This is a genomic window from Dermacoccus sp. MPR-E5 (genome assembly GCF_058809565.1).
In genome coordinates this window covers 22,779-39,198 of the sequence record NZ_JBXASS010000009.1, presented here as the reverse complement: position 1 = coordinate 39,198, position 16,420 = coordinate 22,779, and the positions used below count along the sequence as shown (strand labels likewise).

At 68.6% G+C, this 16,420-nt stretch carries 16 protein-coding genes and 1 tRNA gene; 10 read left to right on the top strand and 7 right to left on the bottom strand.

Features of this window, described 5'->3' with window-relative positions; genetic code table 11:
* Positions 1 to 35: 35 nt before the first annotated feature.
* Positions 36 to 1,562: an LCP family protein gene (locus tag AC1RS9_RS08475; RefSeq protein WP_170957228.1), complete on the bottom strand. Its 1,527-nt coding sequence runs from the start codon at positions 1,560 to 1,562 to the stop codon at positions 36 to 38.
* A gap of 214 nt (positions 1,563 to 1,776) precedes the next feature.
* On the opposite strand from AC1RS9_RS08475, the gene AC1RS9_RS08470 reads away from it, so the two are divergent.
* Positions 1,777 to 1,871: transfer RNA gene (locus AC1RS9_RS08470), tRNA-Ser, on the top strand.
* Positions 1,872 to 2,185: 314 nt separating this feature from the next.
* The gene (locus AC1RS9_RS08465; RefSeq protein WP_492921135.1) at positions 2,186 to 3,676 is read left to right on the top strand and encodes a flavin-containing monooxygenase; all 1,491 of its coding nucleotides are present in this window, start codon (positions 2,186 to 2,188) and stop codon (positions 3,674 to 3,676) included.
* Between the two features lie 209 nt (positions 3,677 to 3,885).
* On the opposite strand, the gene AC1RS9_RS08460 is transcribed toward AC1RS9_RS08465, so the two are convergent.
* From AC1RS9_RS08460 to AC1RS9_RS08450, 3 genes are all read right to left on the bottom strand, one after another.
* Entirely contained in the window at positions 3,886 to 4,416 is a 531-nt protein-coding gene (locus AC1RS9_RS08460) for a GtrA family protein (protein ID WP_062257044.1), read from the bottom strand.
* Complete coding sequence (locus tag AC1RS9_RS08455; protein WP_131940467.1) at positions 4,413 to 5,921, bottom strand: sensor histidine kinase; 1,509 nt, start codon at positions 5,919 to 5,921, stop codon at positions 4,413 to 4,415. The genes AC1RS9_RS08460 and AC1RS9_RS08455 overlap by 4 nt, the downstream gene beginning before the upstream one ends.
* 153 nt (positions 5,922 to 6,074) lie before the next feature.
* Positions 6,075 to 6,800 (bottom strand): response regulator transcription factor, encoded by a 726-nt coding sequence (locus AC1RS9_RS08450; RefSeq protein ID WP_062257047.1) that lies wholly within the window; start codon positions 6,798 to 6,800, stop codon positions 6,075 to 6,077.
* A gap of 74 nt (positions 6,801 to 6,874) precedes the next feature.
* On the opposite strand from AC1RS9_RS08450, the gene AC1RS9_RS08445 reads away from it, so the two are divergent.
* Complete coding sequence (locus AC1RS9_RS08445) at positions 6,875 to 7,375, top strand: putative endonuclease domain-containing protein (protein ID WP_131940470.1); 501 nt, start codon at positions 6,875 to 6,877, stop codon at positions 7,373 to 7,375.
* A 168-nt stretch (positions 7,376 to 7,543) separates the two neighbouring features.
* Here the strand turns inward: AC1RS9_RS08445 and AC1RS9_RS08440 are convergent, their stop codons facing one another.
* Positions 7,544 to 9,271, bottom strand: a complete 1,728-nt coding sequence (locus AC1RS9_RS08440; RefSeq protein WP_006946713.1) for a glycerol-3-phosphate dehydrogenase/oxidase — start codon at positions 9,269 to 9,271, stop codon at positions 7,544 to 7,546.
* A 317-nt stretch (positions 9,272 to 9,588) separates the two neighbouring features.
* On the opposite strand from AC1RS9_RS08440, the gene AC1RS9_RS08435 reads away from it, so the two are divergent.
* From AC1RS9_RS08435 to AC1RS9_RS08415, 5 genes are all read left to right on the top strand, one after another.
* Positions 9,589 to 9,726: a hypothetical protein gene (locus tag AC1RS9_RS08435; RefSeq protein WP_006946717.1), complete on the top strand. Its 138-nt coding sequence runs from the start codon at positions 9,589 to 9,591 to the stop codon at positions 9,724 to 9,726.
* 194 nt (positions 9,727 to 9,920) lie between these two features.
* On the top strand, positions 9,921 to 10,646 hold the full coding sequence (locus AC1RS9_RS08430; RefSeq protein WP_006946749.1) for an MIP/aquaporin family protein: 726 nt from the start codon (positions 9,921 to 9,923) through the stop codon (positions 10,644 to 10,646).
* A gap of 58 nt (positions 10,647 to 10,704) precedes the next feature.
* A complete protein-coding gene (gene glpK / locus AC1RS9_RS08425) occupies positions 10,705 to 12,222 on the top strand; it encodes a glycerol kinase GlpK (protein WP_131940472.1) in 1,518 nt (505 codons plus the stop codon).
* A gap of 118 nt (positions 12,223 to 12,340) precedes the next feature.
* Positions 12,341 to 13,144, top strand: coding sequence for a ParA family protein (locus tag AC1RS9_RS08420; RefSeq protein ID WP_074039769.1), 804 nt, complete (start codon positions 12,341 to 12,343; stop codon positions 13,142 to 13,144).
* Positions 13,145 to 13,393: 249 nt separating this feature from the next.
* Positions 13,394 to 14,035 (top strand): RNA polymerase sigma factor, encoded by a 642-nt coding sequence (locus AC1RS9_RS08415; protein WP_492921130.1) that lies wholly within the window; start codon positions 13,394 to 13,396, stop codon positions 14,033 to 14,035.
* A 486-nt stretch (positions 14,036 to 14,521) separates the two neighbouring features.
* On the opposite strand, the gene AC1RS9_RS08410 is transcribed toward AC1RS9_RS08415, so the two are convergent.
* On the bottom strand, positions 14,522 to 15,136 hold the full coding sequence (locus tag AC1RS9_RS08410; protein WP_492921128.1) for a hypothetical protein: 615 nt from the start codon (positions 15,134 to 15,136) through the stop codon (positions 14,522 to 14,524).
* Positions 15,137 to 15,236: 100 nt separating this feature from the next.
* Here AC1RS9_RS08410 and AC1RS9_RS08405 point away from each other — a divergent pair, with 100 nt between their 5' ends.
* Complete coding sequence (locus AC1RS9_RS08405; RefSeq protein WP_006944151.1) at positions 15,237 to 15,392, top strand: hypothetical protein; 156 nt, start codon at positions 15,237 to 15,239, stop codon at positions 15,390 to 15,392.
* Between the two features lie 15 nt (positions 15,393 to 15,407).
* On the opposite strand, the gene AC1RS9_RS08400 is transcribed toward AC1RS9_RS08405, so the two are convergent.
* On the bottom strand, positions 15,408 to 16,043 hold the full coding sequence (locus tag AC1RS9_RS08400; RefSeq protein WP_051805585.1) for a nucleoside/nucleotide kinase family protein: 636 nt from the start codon (positions 16,041 to 16,043) through the stop codon (positions 15,408 to 15,410).
* Between the two features lie 54 nt (positions 16,044 to 16,097).
* Here AC1RS9_RS08400 and AC1RS9_RS08395 point away from each other — a divergent pair, with 54 nt between their 5' ends.
* Positions 16,098 to 16,394, top strand: a complete 297-nt coding sequence (locus AC1RS9_RS08395) for a hypothetical protein (RefSeq protein ID WP_150112709.1) — start codon at positions 16,098 to 16,100, stop codon at positions 16,392 to 16,394.
* Positions 16,395 to 16,420: the final 26 nt, after the last annotated feature.

Below are 16,420 nucleotides of genomic sequence, written 5' to 3'. Positions count from 1 at the left end.
GGCGCAGCCGAGTCTGCGTTCAGTCGTGCGCACGATCAACAGGTGGCCGTGGTGTCGTCGATGGCCTGGTCGCTGCTCGACGAGCTGGTGCTCGCGCTGCTCGACGACGAGTTCGGGGCGGTCGACGACGAAGCGCTCGAGCTGGACTTCGGCTTCGGGGCCGGCGTCGAGCGATCCATGCCCTTCTTGATGAGGGCGCGCACCTTGTCGTAGTCGGGGTGGCTGTCGCTGATGACGGGGTAGGCGAGGTTGACGCTCTTCGTCTGGCCCTTCTTCATCGTGTTCGCGAGGTCGGCGAGGTCGGGCAGTTCGCTCTGCGGCAGGTCGAGCAGGATGTTCTCCTTGGCGACCTTCATGATCGAGGGGAACTGGTTGACCAGTGAGATGGGGTTGGTCTGGTCGATGAGTGCGTTGACCATGCAGCGCTGACGGCGCATGCGGTCGCCGTCGCCGGTCTCGACGCGGCTGCGTGAGTACCATAGGGCTTGCTGACCGTTCAGGTGTTGGCGTCCTTCGGGGATGCGGCCGGTGATCGAGCCGGGCACGATCGCGCCGCCCTCGATCTTGCCACCGATGGCGATGCCCCCGGGAGGGATCGTCATGTCGACGCCGCCCATGGCGTCGACGAGGTCCTGGAAGCCCTTGAGGTTGATGACGGTGGAGTAGTCGATCGGCATGCCGATGATCTCCTGCACGACGTCGCGCGTCGCGTTGAGGCCGGCGTACTGCTCACCGGGGAACAACTCCGGGTGCTGCGTGTCGGCTTCGCTCCACACCGCATCCATCCAACAGGGGTCGCCCGCACCACGTTCGGGGCAGTGGAAGCCGTTCGGGTAGAGCTTGTGCAGCGGGTTCGACTCGGGGAACGGGACGTAGTTCCAGTTGCGCGGGATGCTGATGAGGGTCGTGTCACCCGTGTGGGTGTCGATCGAGGCGACCATGAGCGAGTCCGTGCGGATGCCCGTGCGGTCGCTACCCGCGTCGGAACCGACGAGCATGAGGTTGACGCGGGCCTTCTTCTTGAACGCGTTCTCCTTGGTGGAGGCGGCGCCCTTGCCGTTCTTGATGAACATGGTGCCGAACGCGTCCTGCGTGACGGTGACGGTGCTGACGGCGCGCGCGAGCGGCATCGTCACGGCGAGGCACATGAGGGCGGTGAAGGCCTTGAACAGGATGTCGCCGCGGTGCGACCAGCCGTCGGTGTGCGTCGTGCGCGCGGTGAGAACGATCGACGTCAACCACAGCACGAGGGCAGCGGCCAGCGCGACGAGGGCGAGCTTGAGGCCGGTCGAGGTGAGGACGTTGGCGGCGCCGGTGAGGACGTTACCGCTCAGGAGGAAGATGCTGAGAGCGATGCCGGCGATGACGGCGATGAGCAGGAGGATGACGCCGACGGTGCGACGTTTCGTCCACATCAACCCGAGGCCGGGGACGAGGGTGCTCAGAAATGTCAACGACAGAGAGCGGCGTAGCGTCGCACGGCGGCGTTGACGCTCGCTCGAGCGGGTCACGTCGGACGGTGCGTGCGCACCGGATGGTTCGTGCTCCGCCTGCCTCGCCATCGTGGCCCTCTCTGTTGCGTGTGAGGGCACCGAAAGCTGCCCCTGACACTCCATCATGAGGGATGAAGGAGGAAATGTCTCAATCTGGTGACGAAGCTCGACGCCGGCCGAAGCCCAGGTGTGAGTCTCCTGTGTTGACGTGTCGGGGGGAGGCGGTTTGGTGTGGCGGGGCGGGTCGGATAACCTTTCAGGGCTGCAGCGAAAGCTGCGCGGAGGAGGCGTCGCCTAGTCCGGTCTATGGCGCCCGCCTGCTAAGCGGGTTTGGGGTTTATAGCCCCATCGAGGGTTCAAATCCCTCCGCCTCCGCCAGCGCGCGAAGTCGCCCCGGCGGGGCCCTCGTCACTCTCGCTGAATGGGTACGGGGGTTTTGAGGAGGAGGCACGACGCCCGCGAGCGAAGCGAGCGCGCGTCGCGCCGACGGAGTCCCTCCGCCCGTTCCGACAGCTCAACAACTCGCCCGGGCCGCCACAAGAGCGAAGCGAGCGCACGTCGCGCCGACGGAGGCCCTCCGCCAGCTCTGGCAGCTCGGCCGCCCGCCCGGGCGCCACGGCACCCCACCCCTCGGTATCGCACCTGTCTCGACGGGCCACGCGCCCACGTCGGGGTCGTTAGCCTCGCAGGTGGTGTGTTCGTGGAGTGGGGAGTTCGTCGTGTCGGTGGGTGTGCAGCAGCAGGTGGAGCACGTCGATGTCGTCATGGTCGGTGCTGGGTTGTCGGGCGTCGGGGCGGCGTGTCGCATCCAGGAGGCGAATCCGGGCGTCGATTACGTCGTTCGCGAGGCGCGGGATGCGCTCGGTGGCACGTGGGATCAGTTCCGGTATCCGGGGGTGCGTTCGGATTCGGACATGTACACGTTGTCGTATCCGTTCGCGCCGTGGCGTCAGGAGAAGGCGATCGCGGCGGGTGAGGACATCCTCGACTACATCCGTTCGACGGCCGACGCGTTCGGTGTGAGTGAGCGGATTCGTCTGCGGCACAAGGTCGTCAGCGCGGATTGGAGCAGTGCTGACGCGGTGTGGCGGCTGCGCGTCGACACACCTGACGGCGAGGTCGAGATGACGGCCGGCTTCATCTACGCGTGCAGCGGTTACTACAGCTACGCCGAGCCGTATGCGGCGGACATCCCCGCTCTCGCGGAGTTCGCGGGCCAGGTCGTGCATCCGCAGTTCTGGCCGCAGGATCTCGACGTGGCGGGCCGGCGCGTCGTCGTCATCGGCTCGGGTGCGACGGCGATGACGCTCGTGCCGGCGCTCGCCGATCTCGGCGCGGAGGTGACGATGCTGCAGCGAACGCCGACGTATGTGCTCGCGCAGCCGTCGCGTGATCCGCTAGCGGCGGCGTTGGCGAAGATCCCGGACGAGCGGCTCAGCCCGCAGCGCAAGCACGCCGTCATGCGGGCGAAGAACGTTGCGGCGCAGTGGGCTTCGTACCAGACGGCGCGGCGCCTGCCGCGGGCGGCGCGTGCGGTGCTGCGTGCGAACGTTCGTCAGGGCGCGGGTGAGGAGCACGTCGACAGCTTCACCGCGCCGTATGCGCCGTGGGATCAGCGGTTGTGCATCGTGCCTGACGGCGACCTGTTCAAGGCGGTCAAGCACGGGCGTGCCAGGGTCGTCACCGACACGATCGCGAGCGTCGAGCCGGGCGGGGTGCGTACGAGTTCGGGTGAGCTGCTCGAGACCGACGTCATCGTGACGGCGACGGGTCTGGCCGTCGAGTTGCTCGGCGGCGCGAGCCTGCGCATCGACGGCGAGCCGGTCGACGTCTCGCAGCGTCTCGTCTACCGCGGCTGCATGCTCGAGGGCGTGCCGAACGCGGCGCTCTGCGTCGGCTACATCAACGCGTCGTGGAGCTTGCGCGGTGACCTGTCGCACCGGTTCGTCGCGCGGATGATCCAGCATCTGCGTGACGGCCGCTACCGCAGCGCGACGCCCGTCCCGCCGTCAGAGCTCGGCCGGCGCCCGCTGCTCGAGATGGATTCGGGCTATCTGCGCCGCGCGGCCGACATCATGCCGCGCCGCAGCGACGCCGCGCCGTGGACGATGCGGCAGAACTATCTCGCCGAGGCGCGCGAGATGCGCCGCTTGGACGTGACGACGGACGTCGTCTTCGCCTGAAGCGGAACTGCGAAGACGGATCCCCACGGGCGGTGGAACCTGTTGTTGGACGCGGAGGTTGGCCGGACGGCCGAGTGCGGTGCTGAATGCATCACGAAGTTGGAGCATCGACGCAATGACCGGTAGCACCCGGTGAAGCGAGGACCTGTAGATCGGGGGACGGACTAGACGGGCCTCGATGGCTCGGGCGCACCGTGCGCCGCGCCCGTTCAGTCCCGGGCGGCGAAGATACGGCGGAACACCACGAAGCGGATGACGGTGGCGATGGCGTTGCCGACGGTCACCGTCACGGTATCCCACAGCGTCGAGGCGTGCGGCCACTGGTGATGTTCGAGGGCGAGGGCTCCGCTCGTCACGGCGAGCGTGACGACGAGGATGGCGAGGCTCTGCAGGTGAGCGTCACGGCCGCGTTCGTGGCCGGCCGCGTCGAACGTGAACCGCTGATTGACCCACGTGTTGAGCACCGTGCAGATGAGCAGCGCCAAGATGTTCGCGATCTGGTGGTTCATTCGCGTGTCGAGAACGGCGAACAACACCGTGTAGAGCACCGTCGAGGCGATGCCGACCATCGCGAAGCGCATCGCCTGCGCCGCTCCGGGGGAGCGCAGCGCGTCGAGGCGGCTGCTGCCTGGAGCGTTCGCCGTCATCGACTCGTCGCTCGAACCCGATGAGGTCGAAGCAGTAGAGACGGGCGCGGTCGTCGAACGGTGCGCGGTGTCCGCGCCGGGCGTCGGGTTCACGATCGGTCCTCCTGAGACGATGGCCGCGGATCTTCGAGGGGCAGGGACACCGTGAAGCACGTGCGTCCCGGCCGGCTCTCCACCCGCACGGTACCGTGATGCGCCGCGACGACCGCATCGACGATCGACAACCCCAACCCCGTCGAGCCCTCCGTACGCGTTCGCGCTGCGTCCCCGCGCGTGAACCGCTCGAACAGGTGCGGCATGAACTCGGGCGGGATGCCGGGGCCGTCATCGGTGACGGTGAGCAGCACGTCGTCATCGCGCCGCGCGAGGCCGGCCGTCACCGTCGTGCCCGCCGGGGTGTGACGCCGCGCGTTGGCCAAGAGGTTGATGACGACCTGACGCAGGCGCGCCTCATCGCCGATGACCTCCGGGAAGTCCTCCAGATCCTCCGGCAGGTCGAGATGCCACACGTGCTCGGGCCCAGCCGCGTGCAGATCGCTGACGGTCTCGACGACGGCGCGCGTCAGGTCGACCGGTTCGCGTTCGAGCTCGCGCCCTGCGTCGAGTCGGGCGAGCAACAGCAGGTCTTCGACGAGTGTCGTCATGCGTCCCGCTTCCGACTCGATGCGGCCCAGCGCATGCGTGACACCGACGGGAACCGGCTCCTTCTCGCGCCGCGACAACTCCGCGTAGCCGCGGATCGATGCGAGTGGCGTGCGTAGCTCATGGCTGGCATCGGCGACGAACTGGCGCACCTGCATCTCGCTCTCGTGACGCGCGTCGAGCGCCGAGTCGACATGGTCGAGCAGGTTGTTGAGCGCCAACCCGACGGTGCCGACCTCGGTGTGATCGTCGGTCAGCGCCACCGGCACGCGCTCGTCGGTGCGCACGTCACCACGCCCGAGCGGCAGTTCAGAGACACGTTCCGCCGTCGCTGCCACCTGCTGCAGCGGCCGCAGGTTACGACGCACGAGCAGGAACGAGGCGCCCCCGATCGTGACGAGACCGAGCAGCCCCATGAGTGCGATGTTGCCGGCGAGCGCGCGGATGTTGTCGTCGATCGGCGCGAGCGGTAGCCCGATGAACGCGATGTCCCCGTCGGGCTTCGGGACACGCACGACGCGGTAGCGGCCGAGGGAGCCGTCGAAATCCATCGTCTTCGGCGTCGTGCCCAGGTCTGCCGTCGCGAGACTGCGAATCTGCGCTTGCGACAACGTCAACTGTGTGCCCGTCGCGGACGAGACGTAGTTCTGGTCGACCACGAGCGAATCAGGCGTCGACGACGCGTCGAGCGTCAGCCGCAGCACACTGCCCCCGAGGCCTGGTGCGCGAGGGTGCGAGTCCTTGTCCGCTGGCCCGCCCTGCTCCGTGGTTCCCGCCGGCCCGCCGCCGACGGCGCGCTCGACGTCGATGAGTTGCTGATCGACCTGCTTCATCAGCGAAGTGCGCATCGACAGCACCGTCGCGGCGCCGATGAGCGTCAGCACGACGATGAACAGGGTGACGATGGACGCGAGCAGCTTCGAACGCAGCGTCCACCGGGCCGGGTTGAGGATCATGACGGGTCGCTGTCTCCCAGCTGCTCAAGGGCGGGTGGTCGTCTCCGCGTGGGGACGGGGACGGGCTCCAGGCCTTCATCTTCGCCCGTGATCGCGTCGTGCTCGACGCGTTCTCGGGCAACGATCGCTGACGACGGATGCCCGCCGCCGCGATCAGCCGGCCGGTTTGAGCACGTAACCGGCGCCGCGCATCGTGTGGATCATCGGTTCGCGGCCCGCGTCGATCTTCTTGCGCAGGTAGCTGATGTACAACTCGACGACGTTCGCCTGCCCACCGAAGTCGTAGTGCCACACGCGATCGAGGATCTGCGCCTTGCTCAGCACGCGCTTCGGGTTGCGCATGAGGAAGCGCAGGAGCTCGAACTCCGTTGCCGTCAGGTTGATCTCGGTGCCGGCGCGCATCACCTCGTGGCTGTCCTCGTCGAGCGTCAGGTCGCCGACGGTGAGCAGCGACGTCTCCTCCTCGGCGAGCTGCACCGAGCGACGCAGCAGCGCCCGCACGCGCGCGACCACCTCTTCGAGGCTGAAGGGCTTCGTGACGTAGTCGTCGCCGCCCGCCGTCAGACCGGCGACACGATCCTCGACGGCGTCGCGTGCCGTCAGGAACAAGACCGGCAGCGCCGGGTCCTCGTCGCGCATGCGCCGCAGCACCTCGAGGCCGTCGAAGTCGGGCAGCATCATGTCGAGCACGACGGCGTCCGGCTTGAACTCCTTGGCCGTCTTGACGGCCGAGTTGCCCGTGGCCGCCGTCTTGATGTCCCACCCCTCGTAGCGCAGGGCCATGGAAAGCAGTTCGGTGAGGTTCGACTCGTCGTCGACGACGAGGACGCGGACGTTCGAGCCGTCAGGACGCTTCAGGGCAGGGGCAGCGGTGCTCATGACTCCGAGTCTGCGCCACCTGACTGTGTCCTTTCAGTGCCGTTTCTGTGACGTTTCTGTGTGAGCGGCGAGCGGTGTCGTCCCACATGGCGCCGATGCGCACCGAGTGGGAGCGGGACGGGGAGGTCGACGTCGCATTCGGATGCGGTGGTGTTGCTCGCGGCGCTGCGCGCTCGTTCGTCGCCGAGACGGCCGCCGGGCCGATCGCGATGGCTCCGCCGGCCGATCTCCTCGGCGAGGTCGTCGATCGGGTGCCGCTCGTCGACGCCGTGGTACTCGCCGACGCGGTGCTCGCGCGTCATGAGCTGATGGCGAAGGACATGCTGAGCGAGTGGTCGACGAACCCACGCCTGCGCCAGGTTGCCCGTCTCGCCGACGGGCGCGCTGAATCGCCGATGGAGGCGCGCCTGCGTCCGTTGTTCGTGCTGGCGGGCTTGCCGACGCCGGTGCTGCAGCACTCGGTACGCATCGAGGGAGTGAACCGGCGCTTCGACCTCGCATATCCGCAATGGCACCTCGCCTTCGAGTACGACGGAGAGCATCACCACACGAGTGAGCGGGCGAGGCGCGCGTGACGCTTCCACATTGTGCAGATGCGCACCCGTGTGGGGAAGACGTGACGCCGCGTCGTCCCACTCGGCGTAGAACTGCACCGAGTGGGGAGAACCCCGACACGCGACGTCCCACTTGCCGCGCATCTGCGACAAGTGGGACGTGTGGTCGGCGCTCGTGCGGACGGGCCGTCAGCGGGTGGCGACGACCTTGCGCAGCTGCGGGCGCGGGTCCGGAGCGGACAGGCGGGCGGCGTCGGATGCCTCGTCGGTGTCGAGCTCCTGCGACTTCACCTCGGCAGCGACCCGCTCGGTGTATGACTCGACCTCGGCGTCGCGCTGCTCCTGCGTCCAGCCCAGGATCGGCGCGATGATGTCGGCGACCTCGGCGGCCGCGTCGACGCCGCGGTGCTTCGTCTCGATCGACATGCGCGTGCGGCGCGCGAGGACGTCCTCGAGGTGCATCGCACCTTCGTCCGTGACGGCGTACGCGATCTCGCAGCGCAGGTACTCGTCGGCGTTCGTGACGGGCTCGAGCAGCGACTCGTCGTCCTTCGACAGGGCGAGCACGTCGTACAGCTTCGAGCCGTAACGGTTGAGCAGGTGCTCGATGCGCCACTCGGGCAGGCCCGACTCGGCGGCGATCTCGTGCTTGAGGTTGAGCATCGCGGCGTAACCGTCGGCGCCGACGAGCGGCGTCACCTCCGTCACCGACTCCTTGATCGGGCCGAGGTCCTGGGCCGCGGCGTCGACGGCGTCGGCGGCCATGACGCGGTACGTCGTGTACTTGCCGCCGGCGATCGAGATGAGGCCCGGCTGCGGACGCGCGACGGCGTGCTCGCGCGACAGTGCGGAGGTGTCCTCGCTCTCGCCGGCGAGCAGCGGACGCAGACCGGCGAACACGCCGAGGATGTCGTCACGCGTCAGCGGCGAGGCGAGCACCGTGTTGACGTGCTCGAGAATGTAGTCGATGTCCTTGCTCGTCGCGGCGGGGTGCGCGACGTCGAGCGCCCAGTCGGTGTCGGTCGTGCCGATGAGCCACTGCTGGCCCCACGGGATGACGAACAGCACCGACTTCTCGGTGCGCAGGATCAGGCCGACCTCGCCGGCGATGCGGTCGCGCGGGACGAGGATGTGCACGCCCTTCGACGCACGCACGCGGAAGCGGCCCTTACCACCCGTCATCTTCTGGATGTCGTCGGTCCACACGCCCGTGCAGTTGATGACGACCTTGGCGCGCACGTCAGCCGTCTCGCCGGTCTCGACGTCGCGGATCTTCGCGCCGACGACACGGTCGGCCTCGGTGATGAGCGAGACGACCTCGGTCGAGTTGCGCACGATCGCGCCGTACTGCGCGGCGGTGCGGGCGACCGTCATCGTGTGACGTGCGTCGTCGGCCTGGCAGTCGTAGTAGCGGATCGAGCCGACCATCGCGTCGTTCTTGAGGCCGGGGAACATCTTCATCGTGCCGCTCTTCGTCAGGTGCTTCTGACGCGGGACGGAGCGGGCGCCGCCCATCTGGTCGTACATCGCGATACCGGTCGCGACGTACGGGCGCTCCCACGCGCGGTGCGACAGCGGGTACAGGAACGCGACGGGGTGGACGAGGTGCGGCGCGATGCGCGTCATCATGAGCTCGCGCTCCTTGAGCGCCTCGGCGACGAGCGCGAAGTTGAGCTGCTCGAGGTAGCGCAGGCCACCGTGGAATAGCTTAGAGCTGCGCGACGACGTGCCGCTCGCGAAGTCGCGGGCCTCGACGAGACCCGTGCGCAGACCGCGCGTGACGGCGTCGAGCGCAGTGCCGGCGCCGGTGACGCCACCACCGATGACGAGGACGTCGAGCTCACGCTCGGTGAGTTCGCGCCAGGACTCGGCGCGCGAGCTGGGGCCCAACTGTGCGCTGTACGGGTGCATGGTCATCGAAAACCTCCACTGCCGGGTCGAAGGCGCGTCGGAGATCGCCGAGCCGCGCCGATTCTCTGGTCTTCCTTCAGCTTAGACCCGCCTGTTCGTCCCCGATACCGCCTGCGGGGGTGTCATTCCTCACCGGACGGCGGCGCAGCTCGCCGGGCCGCGTGGGCCACGCCCTGCCACGTGGGCCTCTCCCGGCAGCGTGGGCCGCGACGAACTGCGCGAGTCCGATCGACCTGGTGGGTGGTCGACGAGATCGGTTGAGGTGCCGCTGGCCCCGTGCGAGCATGGGCGCAGAAGTAGACACGATCTCGAGGAGCTGTCTCATGGAGCACGCCATCACGTGGGTCCTGTGGGCCGTCACCGCCGTCGTTCCCTTCCTGGGCCTGGCCTGGTGCCTCACGTCGCCGCCGGCCGAGGTGCGTCGCACGCCTGAGATCGCTGAGACCTCGCCCGAGCGCTGACGTCGTCCCCGGCTGTCCCGAGGCGTGGGAACCGCCCCGGCTGCTTGATCCCTTGCGCGTGCCAGGGCCACGATGACGGGTGTGACGCGGAACATGTCCCCGTCCGACCTGCCGGGGTGCGCCTGACGTAGGCTTCATCGGTAGCATGAGTGGTGGTCGTCACATGCCACCGTCGAACGTCGAGAAAGGCACCCATGAGCCTCGGTCAGGTCTTCGTCAGCGAACTTCTCGGGACGGCGATTCTCATCGTCCTGGGTGTCGGGGTGGTGGCCAACGTGCTGCTGCCCCGCAACGGAGGCTTCGGGGGAGGGCCTCTGATGATCAACATCGGGTGGGGCTTCGCCGTCTTCGCCGGTGTCTTCGCCTCGTACAAGTCGGGCGCGCACCTCAACCCGGCCGTCACTCTGGGCATCCTCGCCTCGGGGGCCGATGAGTACGCGAAGGGCGTCGACATCAGCGTCGCGTCGACCTTCGTGTATCTCGCGGCGCAGTTCATCGGCGGCTTCATCGGTGCCGTCGTCGTCTGGGCCGCCTACAAGAAGCAGTTCGACGATCACGAGGACGCCCCGACGAACGTCTTCTCGACGGCTCCCGCCGTGCGCGCGCCGTTCTGGAACGTCGTCACCGAGGTCGTCGGCACGTTCATCCTCGTCTTCACGATCCTCGCGTTCACGAAGACCCCGAGCCAGGCCGGCCCGCTCAACGTCGCGTTCCTCGTCGTCGCGATCGGCGTCAGCCTGGGTGGCCCGACGGGTTATGCCATCAACCCCGCCCGTGACCTCGCTCCGCGTCTCGCGCACTTCGTCCTGCCGATCCCGCGCAAGGACGACTCCAACTGGGGTTACGCCTGGGTGCCGGTCGTCGGCCCCGTCATCGGTGGTGTGCTCGCCGGTCTCGCCGCCCACGCCTACATCGGCTGACGCAGAAGCGCACACTGGACACCAGCAGCATCGAACACGGATCGCACGAGGAGTGAACATGGCTGACAAGGCAGAGAAGAAGTACGTCGCCGCCATCGACCAGGGCACGACGAGCACGCGCTGCATGATCTTCGACCATGACGGCGAGGTCGTCGCCGTCGCGCAGATGGAGCACGAGCAGGTCTTCCCGAAGGCGGGCTGGGTCGAGCACGACGCCCTCGAGATCTGGACGAACACGCGCAAGGTGTGTGCCGAGGCCCTCGCGAAGGGTGACCTCGACTCTGACGATATCGCCGCCGTCGGCATCACCAACCAGCGTGAGACGACGCTCGTGTGGGACAAGAACACCGGCAAGCCGGTCTACAACGCGATCGTCTGGCAGGACACGCGCACCGACGCGATCTGCAAGGAACTCGCCGGTGACGCCGGCAGCGAGAAGTACAAGGACGTGTGCGGTCTGCCGCTCGCGACGTACTTCGCCGGCCCGAAGGCCAAGTGGATCCTCGACAACGTCGACGGCGCCCGCGAGAAGGCCGAGAAGGGCGACCTGCTGTTCGGCACGATGGACACGTGGGTCATCTGGAACATGACGGGCGGGCCGAAGGGCGGCGTCCACGTCACCGACGTCACGAACGCCTCACGCACGATGCTGATGAACCTCGACACCCTCGAGTGGGACGAGGACATCGCGGAGGACATGGGCATCCCCATGTCGATGCTGCCTGAGATCCGCAGCAGCAGCGAGGTCTACGGCAAGGTGCGTCACCGCGGCATCCTCAAGGACGTGCCGATCTCCGGCGCGCTCGGCGACCAGCAGGCCGCGACGTTCGGTCAGGTCTGCTTCGAGCCCGGCACCGCGAAGAACACGTACGGCACGGGCAACTTCCTCATCCTCAACACGGGTGAGGAGAAGGTGATGAGCAAGAACGGCCTGCTCACGACCGTCTGCTACAAGATCGGCGACGAGAAGCCCGTCTATGCACTCGAGGGTTCGATCGCCGTCACCGGCTCGCTCGTGCAGTGGCTGCGTGACAACCTCAAGCTCATCAAGGACGCCAAGGAAGTCGAGAAGTACGCGAAGGAGGTCGACGACAACGGCGACGTCTACGTCGTCCCCGCCTTCTCCGGCCTGTTCGCGCCGCACTGGCGTAGCGACGCGCGCGGCGCCATCGTCGGCCTCACCCGCTTCGCGAACCGCGGCCACATCTGCCGCGCCGCCCTCGAGGCCGTCGCGTTCCAGAGCCAGGAGGTCGTCAAGGCAATGAACGCCGACTCCGGCGTCGACCTCACCGAGCTCAAGGTCGACGGCGGCATGGTCGTCAACGAGACGCTCATGCAGTTCCAGAGCGACCTGCTCGACGTCGACGTCATCCGCCCGAAGATCAACGAGACGACCGCGCTCGGCGCCGCGTACGCCGCGGGGCTTGCCGTCGGGTTCTGGAAGGACCTCGACGACTTGCGCCGTCAGTGGGCCGAGAGCAAGCGTTGGGAGCCGTCGATGGACGACGCAGAGCGTCAGCGTCTGCTCAAGCGCTGGGGTCAGGCCGTCGAGCGCACGCTCGACTGGGCTGAGTGATCGCCCGCCCACGACCGACGACCGCACCCCCTGCCTCGGTGCAGGGGGTGCGGTCGTCGGTCGTCGCGGTGCGGTGAAACGTCCCCGGTGGGCGGCGTTGCTCGGTAAGGTTCGAGACATGTTCGTCGTCAGCGTGTGCAGCCTCAAGGGCGGGGTGGGCAAGACGTCCGTCGTGCTCGGCCTCGCCGCCGCAGCGCGGGCGAGGGGGCTGACGACGCTCGTCGTCGACCTCGATCCGCAGGGGGATGCGACGTACGCGTTGGGCGTCGACGCTCCCGGGGCCGTCAGTGCTGACGTGTTGGAGCGGCCGAAGCGCAAGGTGCTCGAGCGCGCCATCGTGCCGGCCGGCTGGCCGCGCGGCAACGCCGATCTGCACGTGCTGCCGAGTTCGGACGCGACGGCGAACCTCGACCGGCCCGACGCCGACGGCGAGCAGTTGCACACGCTGCGCACCGCGCTCGGCAAGCTCGACTACGACCTCGTTCTCATCGACGCGCCGCCGTCCCTGAGCGGCCTGACGCGCAGTGCGCTCGTCGCGAGCGACCGCGCCGTCGTCGTGACGGAGGCAGGTGCGTTCGCCGTCAACGCCGTGACGCGACTGTTCGCGGCGATCGACGAGATCCGCCGCACCGAGGCCGGCGGGTTGCAACCGCTCGGCATCGTCCTCAATCGGTACAAGCCGTCGATGGCGGAGCAGCGCGCGCAGCGGGCCGCGCTCGAGCGCGCGTTCGGCCCGCTCGTGCTCTCGCCGACGCTGCCCGATCGCGCGGTCGTCCCGAAGGCTCAGGGAGCACGTGCACCCCTCGACGCGATGTCCGGTGGCGCCGCGGCGCTCCAGGGCTTCGAGCTTCTCCTCGGACGCATCGAGCGAGCGTCGCGGCTGACGCGTCGCAGTGATCGGCGGGCGTCCGCGTCAGCATGACGCGTTTCTCATCGCCGACCCGCGCAACCCACATGGGTCTCATGCGTCTATACGGTCATGAACGGGGTGGACGGACGGCGCGTGGGGTGCGTGCCGAACGACAAGAGGATCGGCGAAGCTGCGCCACAATCCACCGCCATGACACCCTGTAGAGTCGGAACCTATGCATCGCTGAGCCCGGCGGGTTGCGCCCGCGCCCCGCGCCGAAGGGCGAGTCCACGCGCCCAACACGTGACGGGAGGAGACGCCATGACGTTGATCGTCGTGCCCATCCCCCTCCCCCCGTGGGCGATGACGGCCGGGGACGCGACCTCCCGTCGCGCGCGTCGCGACGGCGACGCTGCGTCGTCCCGCCGCGATTCCGCGGCCGGCATGCCGGATGACGGCCACGGCGAACCCGAGGGTCTCGACCTCGACGAGCTCTACACGAGCACCTACCACGACATGGTTCGGCTGGCGCGGCAGTTCGTCGACGACGTCGAGTCGGCGCAGGACGTCGTCCACGACGCGTTCCTGGGCCTCTACCGCAACCGTCACAACCTCGAATCGCCGGCGAACGCGCGCGCCTACCTGCGCACGGCCGTGATGAATCAGGCGCGCTCGGCGCTACGCCGTCGACGCACCGCGCGCGAACACATGGCCGTCGCCGAGCCCGAGACGGCACCCGGCTCCGACGAACCCGTCCTCCTCGCCGACGAGCACGCCGAGGTGCTGCGTCACCTCGACGCGTTGCCGGCGCGGATGAAAGAGGTGCTCGTCCTGCGTTACTGGGAGGGGCTCAGCGAGGCAGAGATCGCGAAGACCCTCGGCATCAGCACAGGAACCGTGAAATCGCAGGCTTCCCGCGCGATGAAGAAACTGACGGTATCCATGCGAGGCAACGATGGGTGAGTTGCGACCTGACGACTTCACCGCCTTCGAAGCGACGCTTCGAGAGGCGCTGTCGGCGCGGGCCCACACCGTCAGCCCCGCGACGCTCAACGTCGCGAAGATGGAAGCGCTGCGCGAAGCCCTGACGATGCCGCACGGGGCGGGAGGCTCCGGTTCTACGGGCTCGTCTGGTTCGTCCGGCGGCTCGGGTGGGTCCGGCGGTATCGGCGCGGGTGGCAGCGTGAGCACCTGGGCCGCAGGTGGCCTCGTCCTCACCGCCGCAGCATCGGCAGCGTTCGGCCTCGTCTACATGGGCAAGGATTCGGCGCGGTACGAGACGCGCACCGCTGCGTCCCAGACGAGCGCTGCCGGCTCGCAGGGCGCGCCGCCCACCTCCGGCGCGCCGTCCGGGACGCAGCCGACGGGCGCGGCGTCGTCCGAGGCGACGAATTCGTCTTCGGCATCGGTGGCGCCGTCGACGGCAGGTACGTCCGATGTATCAACGGCTCAGCCGACGGCGAGCGATGCCGGCGCCAGCCGTTCATCAGCTAACAGCGCGACGTCGCTGCCGCCTGTGCCCGTGCGCTCGGTGGCGGCCGCGCCGAGCGCTGACGCCGTCCCGACGGTGCCGCCGACGAGCGCGCCGTCGATGCCCACCGGGCCGGGCATCGTCGTGGCCGACCCTCCGGCGACGAGCCATTCGACCACGAGTGACGTCCCCACCGCATCGTCGACGGCTGCCCCGACGACGAGCACCGTGCCGCCCGTGACGCCGACGTCACCGGCCCAGCCGACTTCGTCACGTCCCACGGCACCGACGACGAGCATCGTCGTTCCGCCGACGACAGCGGAACCGACATCACCGCAGCCGACGAGCCCGGAACCGACGTCGCCGACGACGAGCATCATCAACCCGCCGACGACGACGGAACCGACCTCGCCAGAAACGACGACTCCACAGCCGACAAGCCCGGAACCGACGTCGCCGACGACGAGCATCGTCGTTCCGCCGACGACAGCGGAACCGACATCACCGCCGGCGACGAGCCCGGAACCGACGTCGCCGACGACGAGCATCGTCAACCCACCGACGACGACGGAACCGACCTCGCCGCAGCCCACGTCGCCTGAGCCGAGTACGTCGACCGGCCCGACGACGCCCCCTGCGCCGGGGACAGGCTTTGATCCGGCGTGGGGTCGGGGGCTCCAGATCGGTCGATGGATGTGCTTCGATCCGGTCCGTGTCGGAGGTACGAACGCACCTGCCGGATGGCAGGTGCTCGACCTCCAGGAGATCCAGGTCATCTTCCCGTGGGCGCAGTTCCCGTGGGGTGCCACGGCGTGGTGCGCGCCCATGACCCTCGGCAGCGGAGGCTGACCGGCCGCGCTGTCGTCAGCCGGGGTCGACCATGGTGACGCCGGGTCGCTGCGAGTGTGCGCGGACGCGTTCGGCGTTGGTCTGATCCGGTCCGAGGGCACGTCGTCGGGCGTCGGCCGGGTCGTTGCCGTACGACTCGTGGCGGGCCATGAGACGGGCCATGCGTCGCTCGGCTGAGGGAGTGAGCATCCACGCCACGTCGAACAGCAGCGCCAGGCGGGCCCACGGCTCCTCGTCGAGCAGCACGTAATTGCCTTCGACGATGACGAGTTGTGTGTCGGCGGGCACCTCGATCGCACCGGCCACCGCGTCTTCGATCTCTCGGCGGAACTCGGGGGCCCAGATCGTCGGATCGCCGGGTCGCTGGGCGTGGATGCGTTCGACGAGCGCGACGAAGCCGTGCGCGTCGAACGTCTCGGGCGCGCCCTTGACGTCTGTCATCGCCCGGCTTTCGAGGACGCTGTGCGCGAGGTGAAAGCCGTCCATCGGCACGACGGCGGCCGTGACGCCGGCCTGGTCGGCGTCGAGCAGCAAGCGGGCGGCCGCCGTCGACTTCCCTGCGCCCGGCTCGCCGGCAAGACCGAGCAGGACGCGTGAGCCGCTCCGACAGTGTTCCATGACGGCGGCGCTGGCCTCGTCCAAGGGGATCATGCGGTCATTCCTCTCGTCTCGGCGCAGCCTACCGCCAGCCCTCAGAGAGGGCCCGTGCCCGAGCCTGCGCCCGTCCTCAACGGCGATTCCTGTCCCCATCTGCGAATTTCGTCCACCTTCGCGATTCTCGTCCACCTCTGCGAACGGCGTCCCCATCTGCGATTCTCGTCCACCTTCGACGCCGCCACGGACGCCGAGGTGCTCCCGCCGGGCGCCGATGCGAATGTGACCAAGAATCGCGAAAGGGGACAGGATTCGCCGACGGGGACGAGGATCGCCGGGGGGACGGCGAAGCCTCCCGGGCGCTCGGGTGAGCACGCGGGAGGCTTCGTGACCGACGACGGCCAGTGACGATCGGCCGGGATCGCCACGTCGTG

Bases quoted from the DNA above. Each gene is read 5' to 3' on its own strand.
- AC1RS9_RS08475 (WP_170957228.1), bottom strand. From the start codon at position 1,562: ATGGCGAGGCAGGCGGAGCACGAACCATCCGGTGCGCACGCACCGTCC.
- AC1RS9_RS08455 (WP_131940467.1), bottom strand. From the start codon at position 5,921: ATGATCCTCAACCCGGCCCGGTGGACGCTGCGTTCGAAGCTGCTCGCG.
- AC1RS9_RS08450 (WP_062257047.1), bottom strand. From the start codon at position 6,800: ATGAGCACCGCTGCCCCTGCCCTGAAGCGTCCTGACGGCTCGAACGTC.
- AC1RS9_RS08440 (WP_006946713.1), bottom strand. From the start codon at position 9,271: ATGACCATGCACCCGTACAGCGCACAGTTGGGCCCCAGCTCGCGCGCC.
- AC1RS9_RS08435 (WP_006946717.1), top strand. From the start codon at position 9,589: ATGGAGCACGCCATCACGTGGGTCCTGTGGGCCGTCACCGCCGTCGTT.
- AC1RS9_RS08430 (WP_006946749.1), top strand. From the start codon at position 9,921: ATGAGCCTCGGTCAGGTCTTCGTCAGCGAACTTCTCGGGACGGCGATT.
- glpK (WP_131940472.1), top strand. From the start codon at position 10,705: ATGGCTGACAAGGCAGAGAAGAAGTACGTCGCCGCCATCGACCAGGGC.
- AC1RS9_RS08420 (WP_074039769.1), top strand. From the start codon at position 12,341: ATGTTCGTCGTCAGCGTGTGCAGCCTCAAGGGCGGGGTGGGCAAGACG.
- AC1RS9_RS08415 (WP_492921130.1), top strand. From the start codon at position 13,394: ATGACGTTGATCGTCGTGCCCATCCCCCTCCCCCCGTGGGCGATGACG.
- AC1RS9_RS08405 (WP_006944151.1), top strand. From the start codon at position 15,237: ATGTGCTTCGATCCGGTCCGTGTCGGAGGTACGAACGCACCTGCCGGA.
- AC1RS9_RS08400 (WP_051805585.1), bottom strand. From the start codon at position 16,043: ATGATCCCCTTGGACGAGGCCAGCGCCGCCGTCATGGAACACTGTCGG.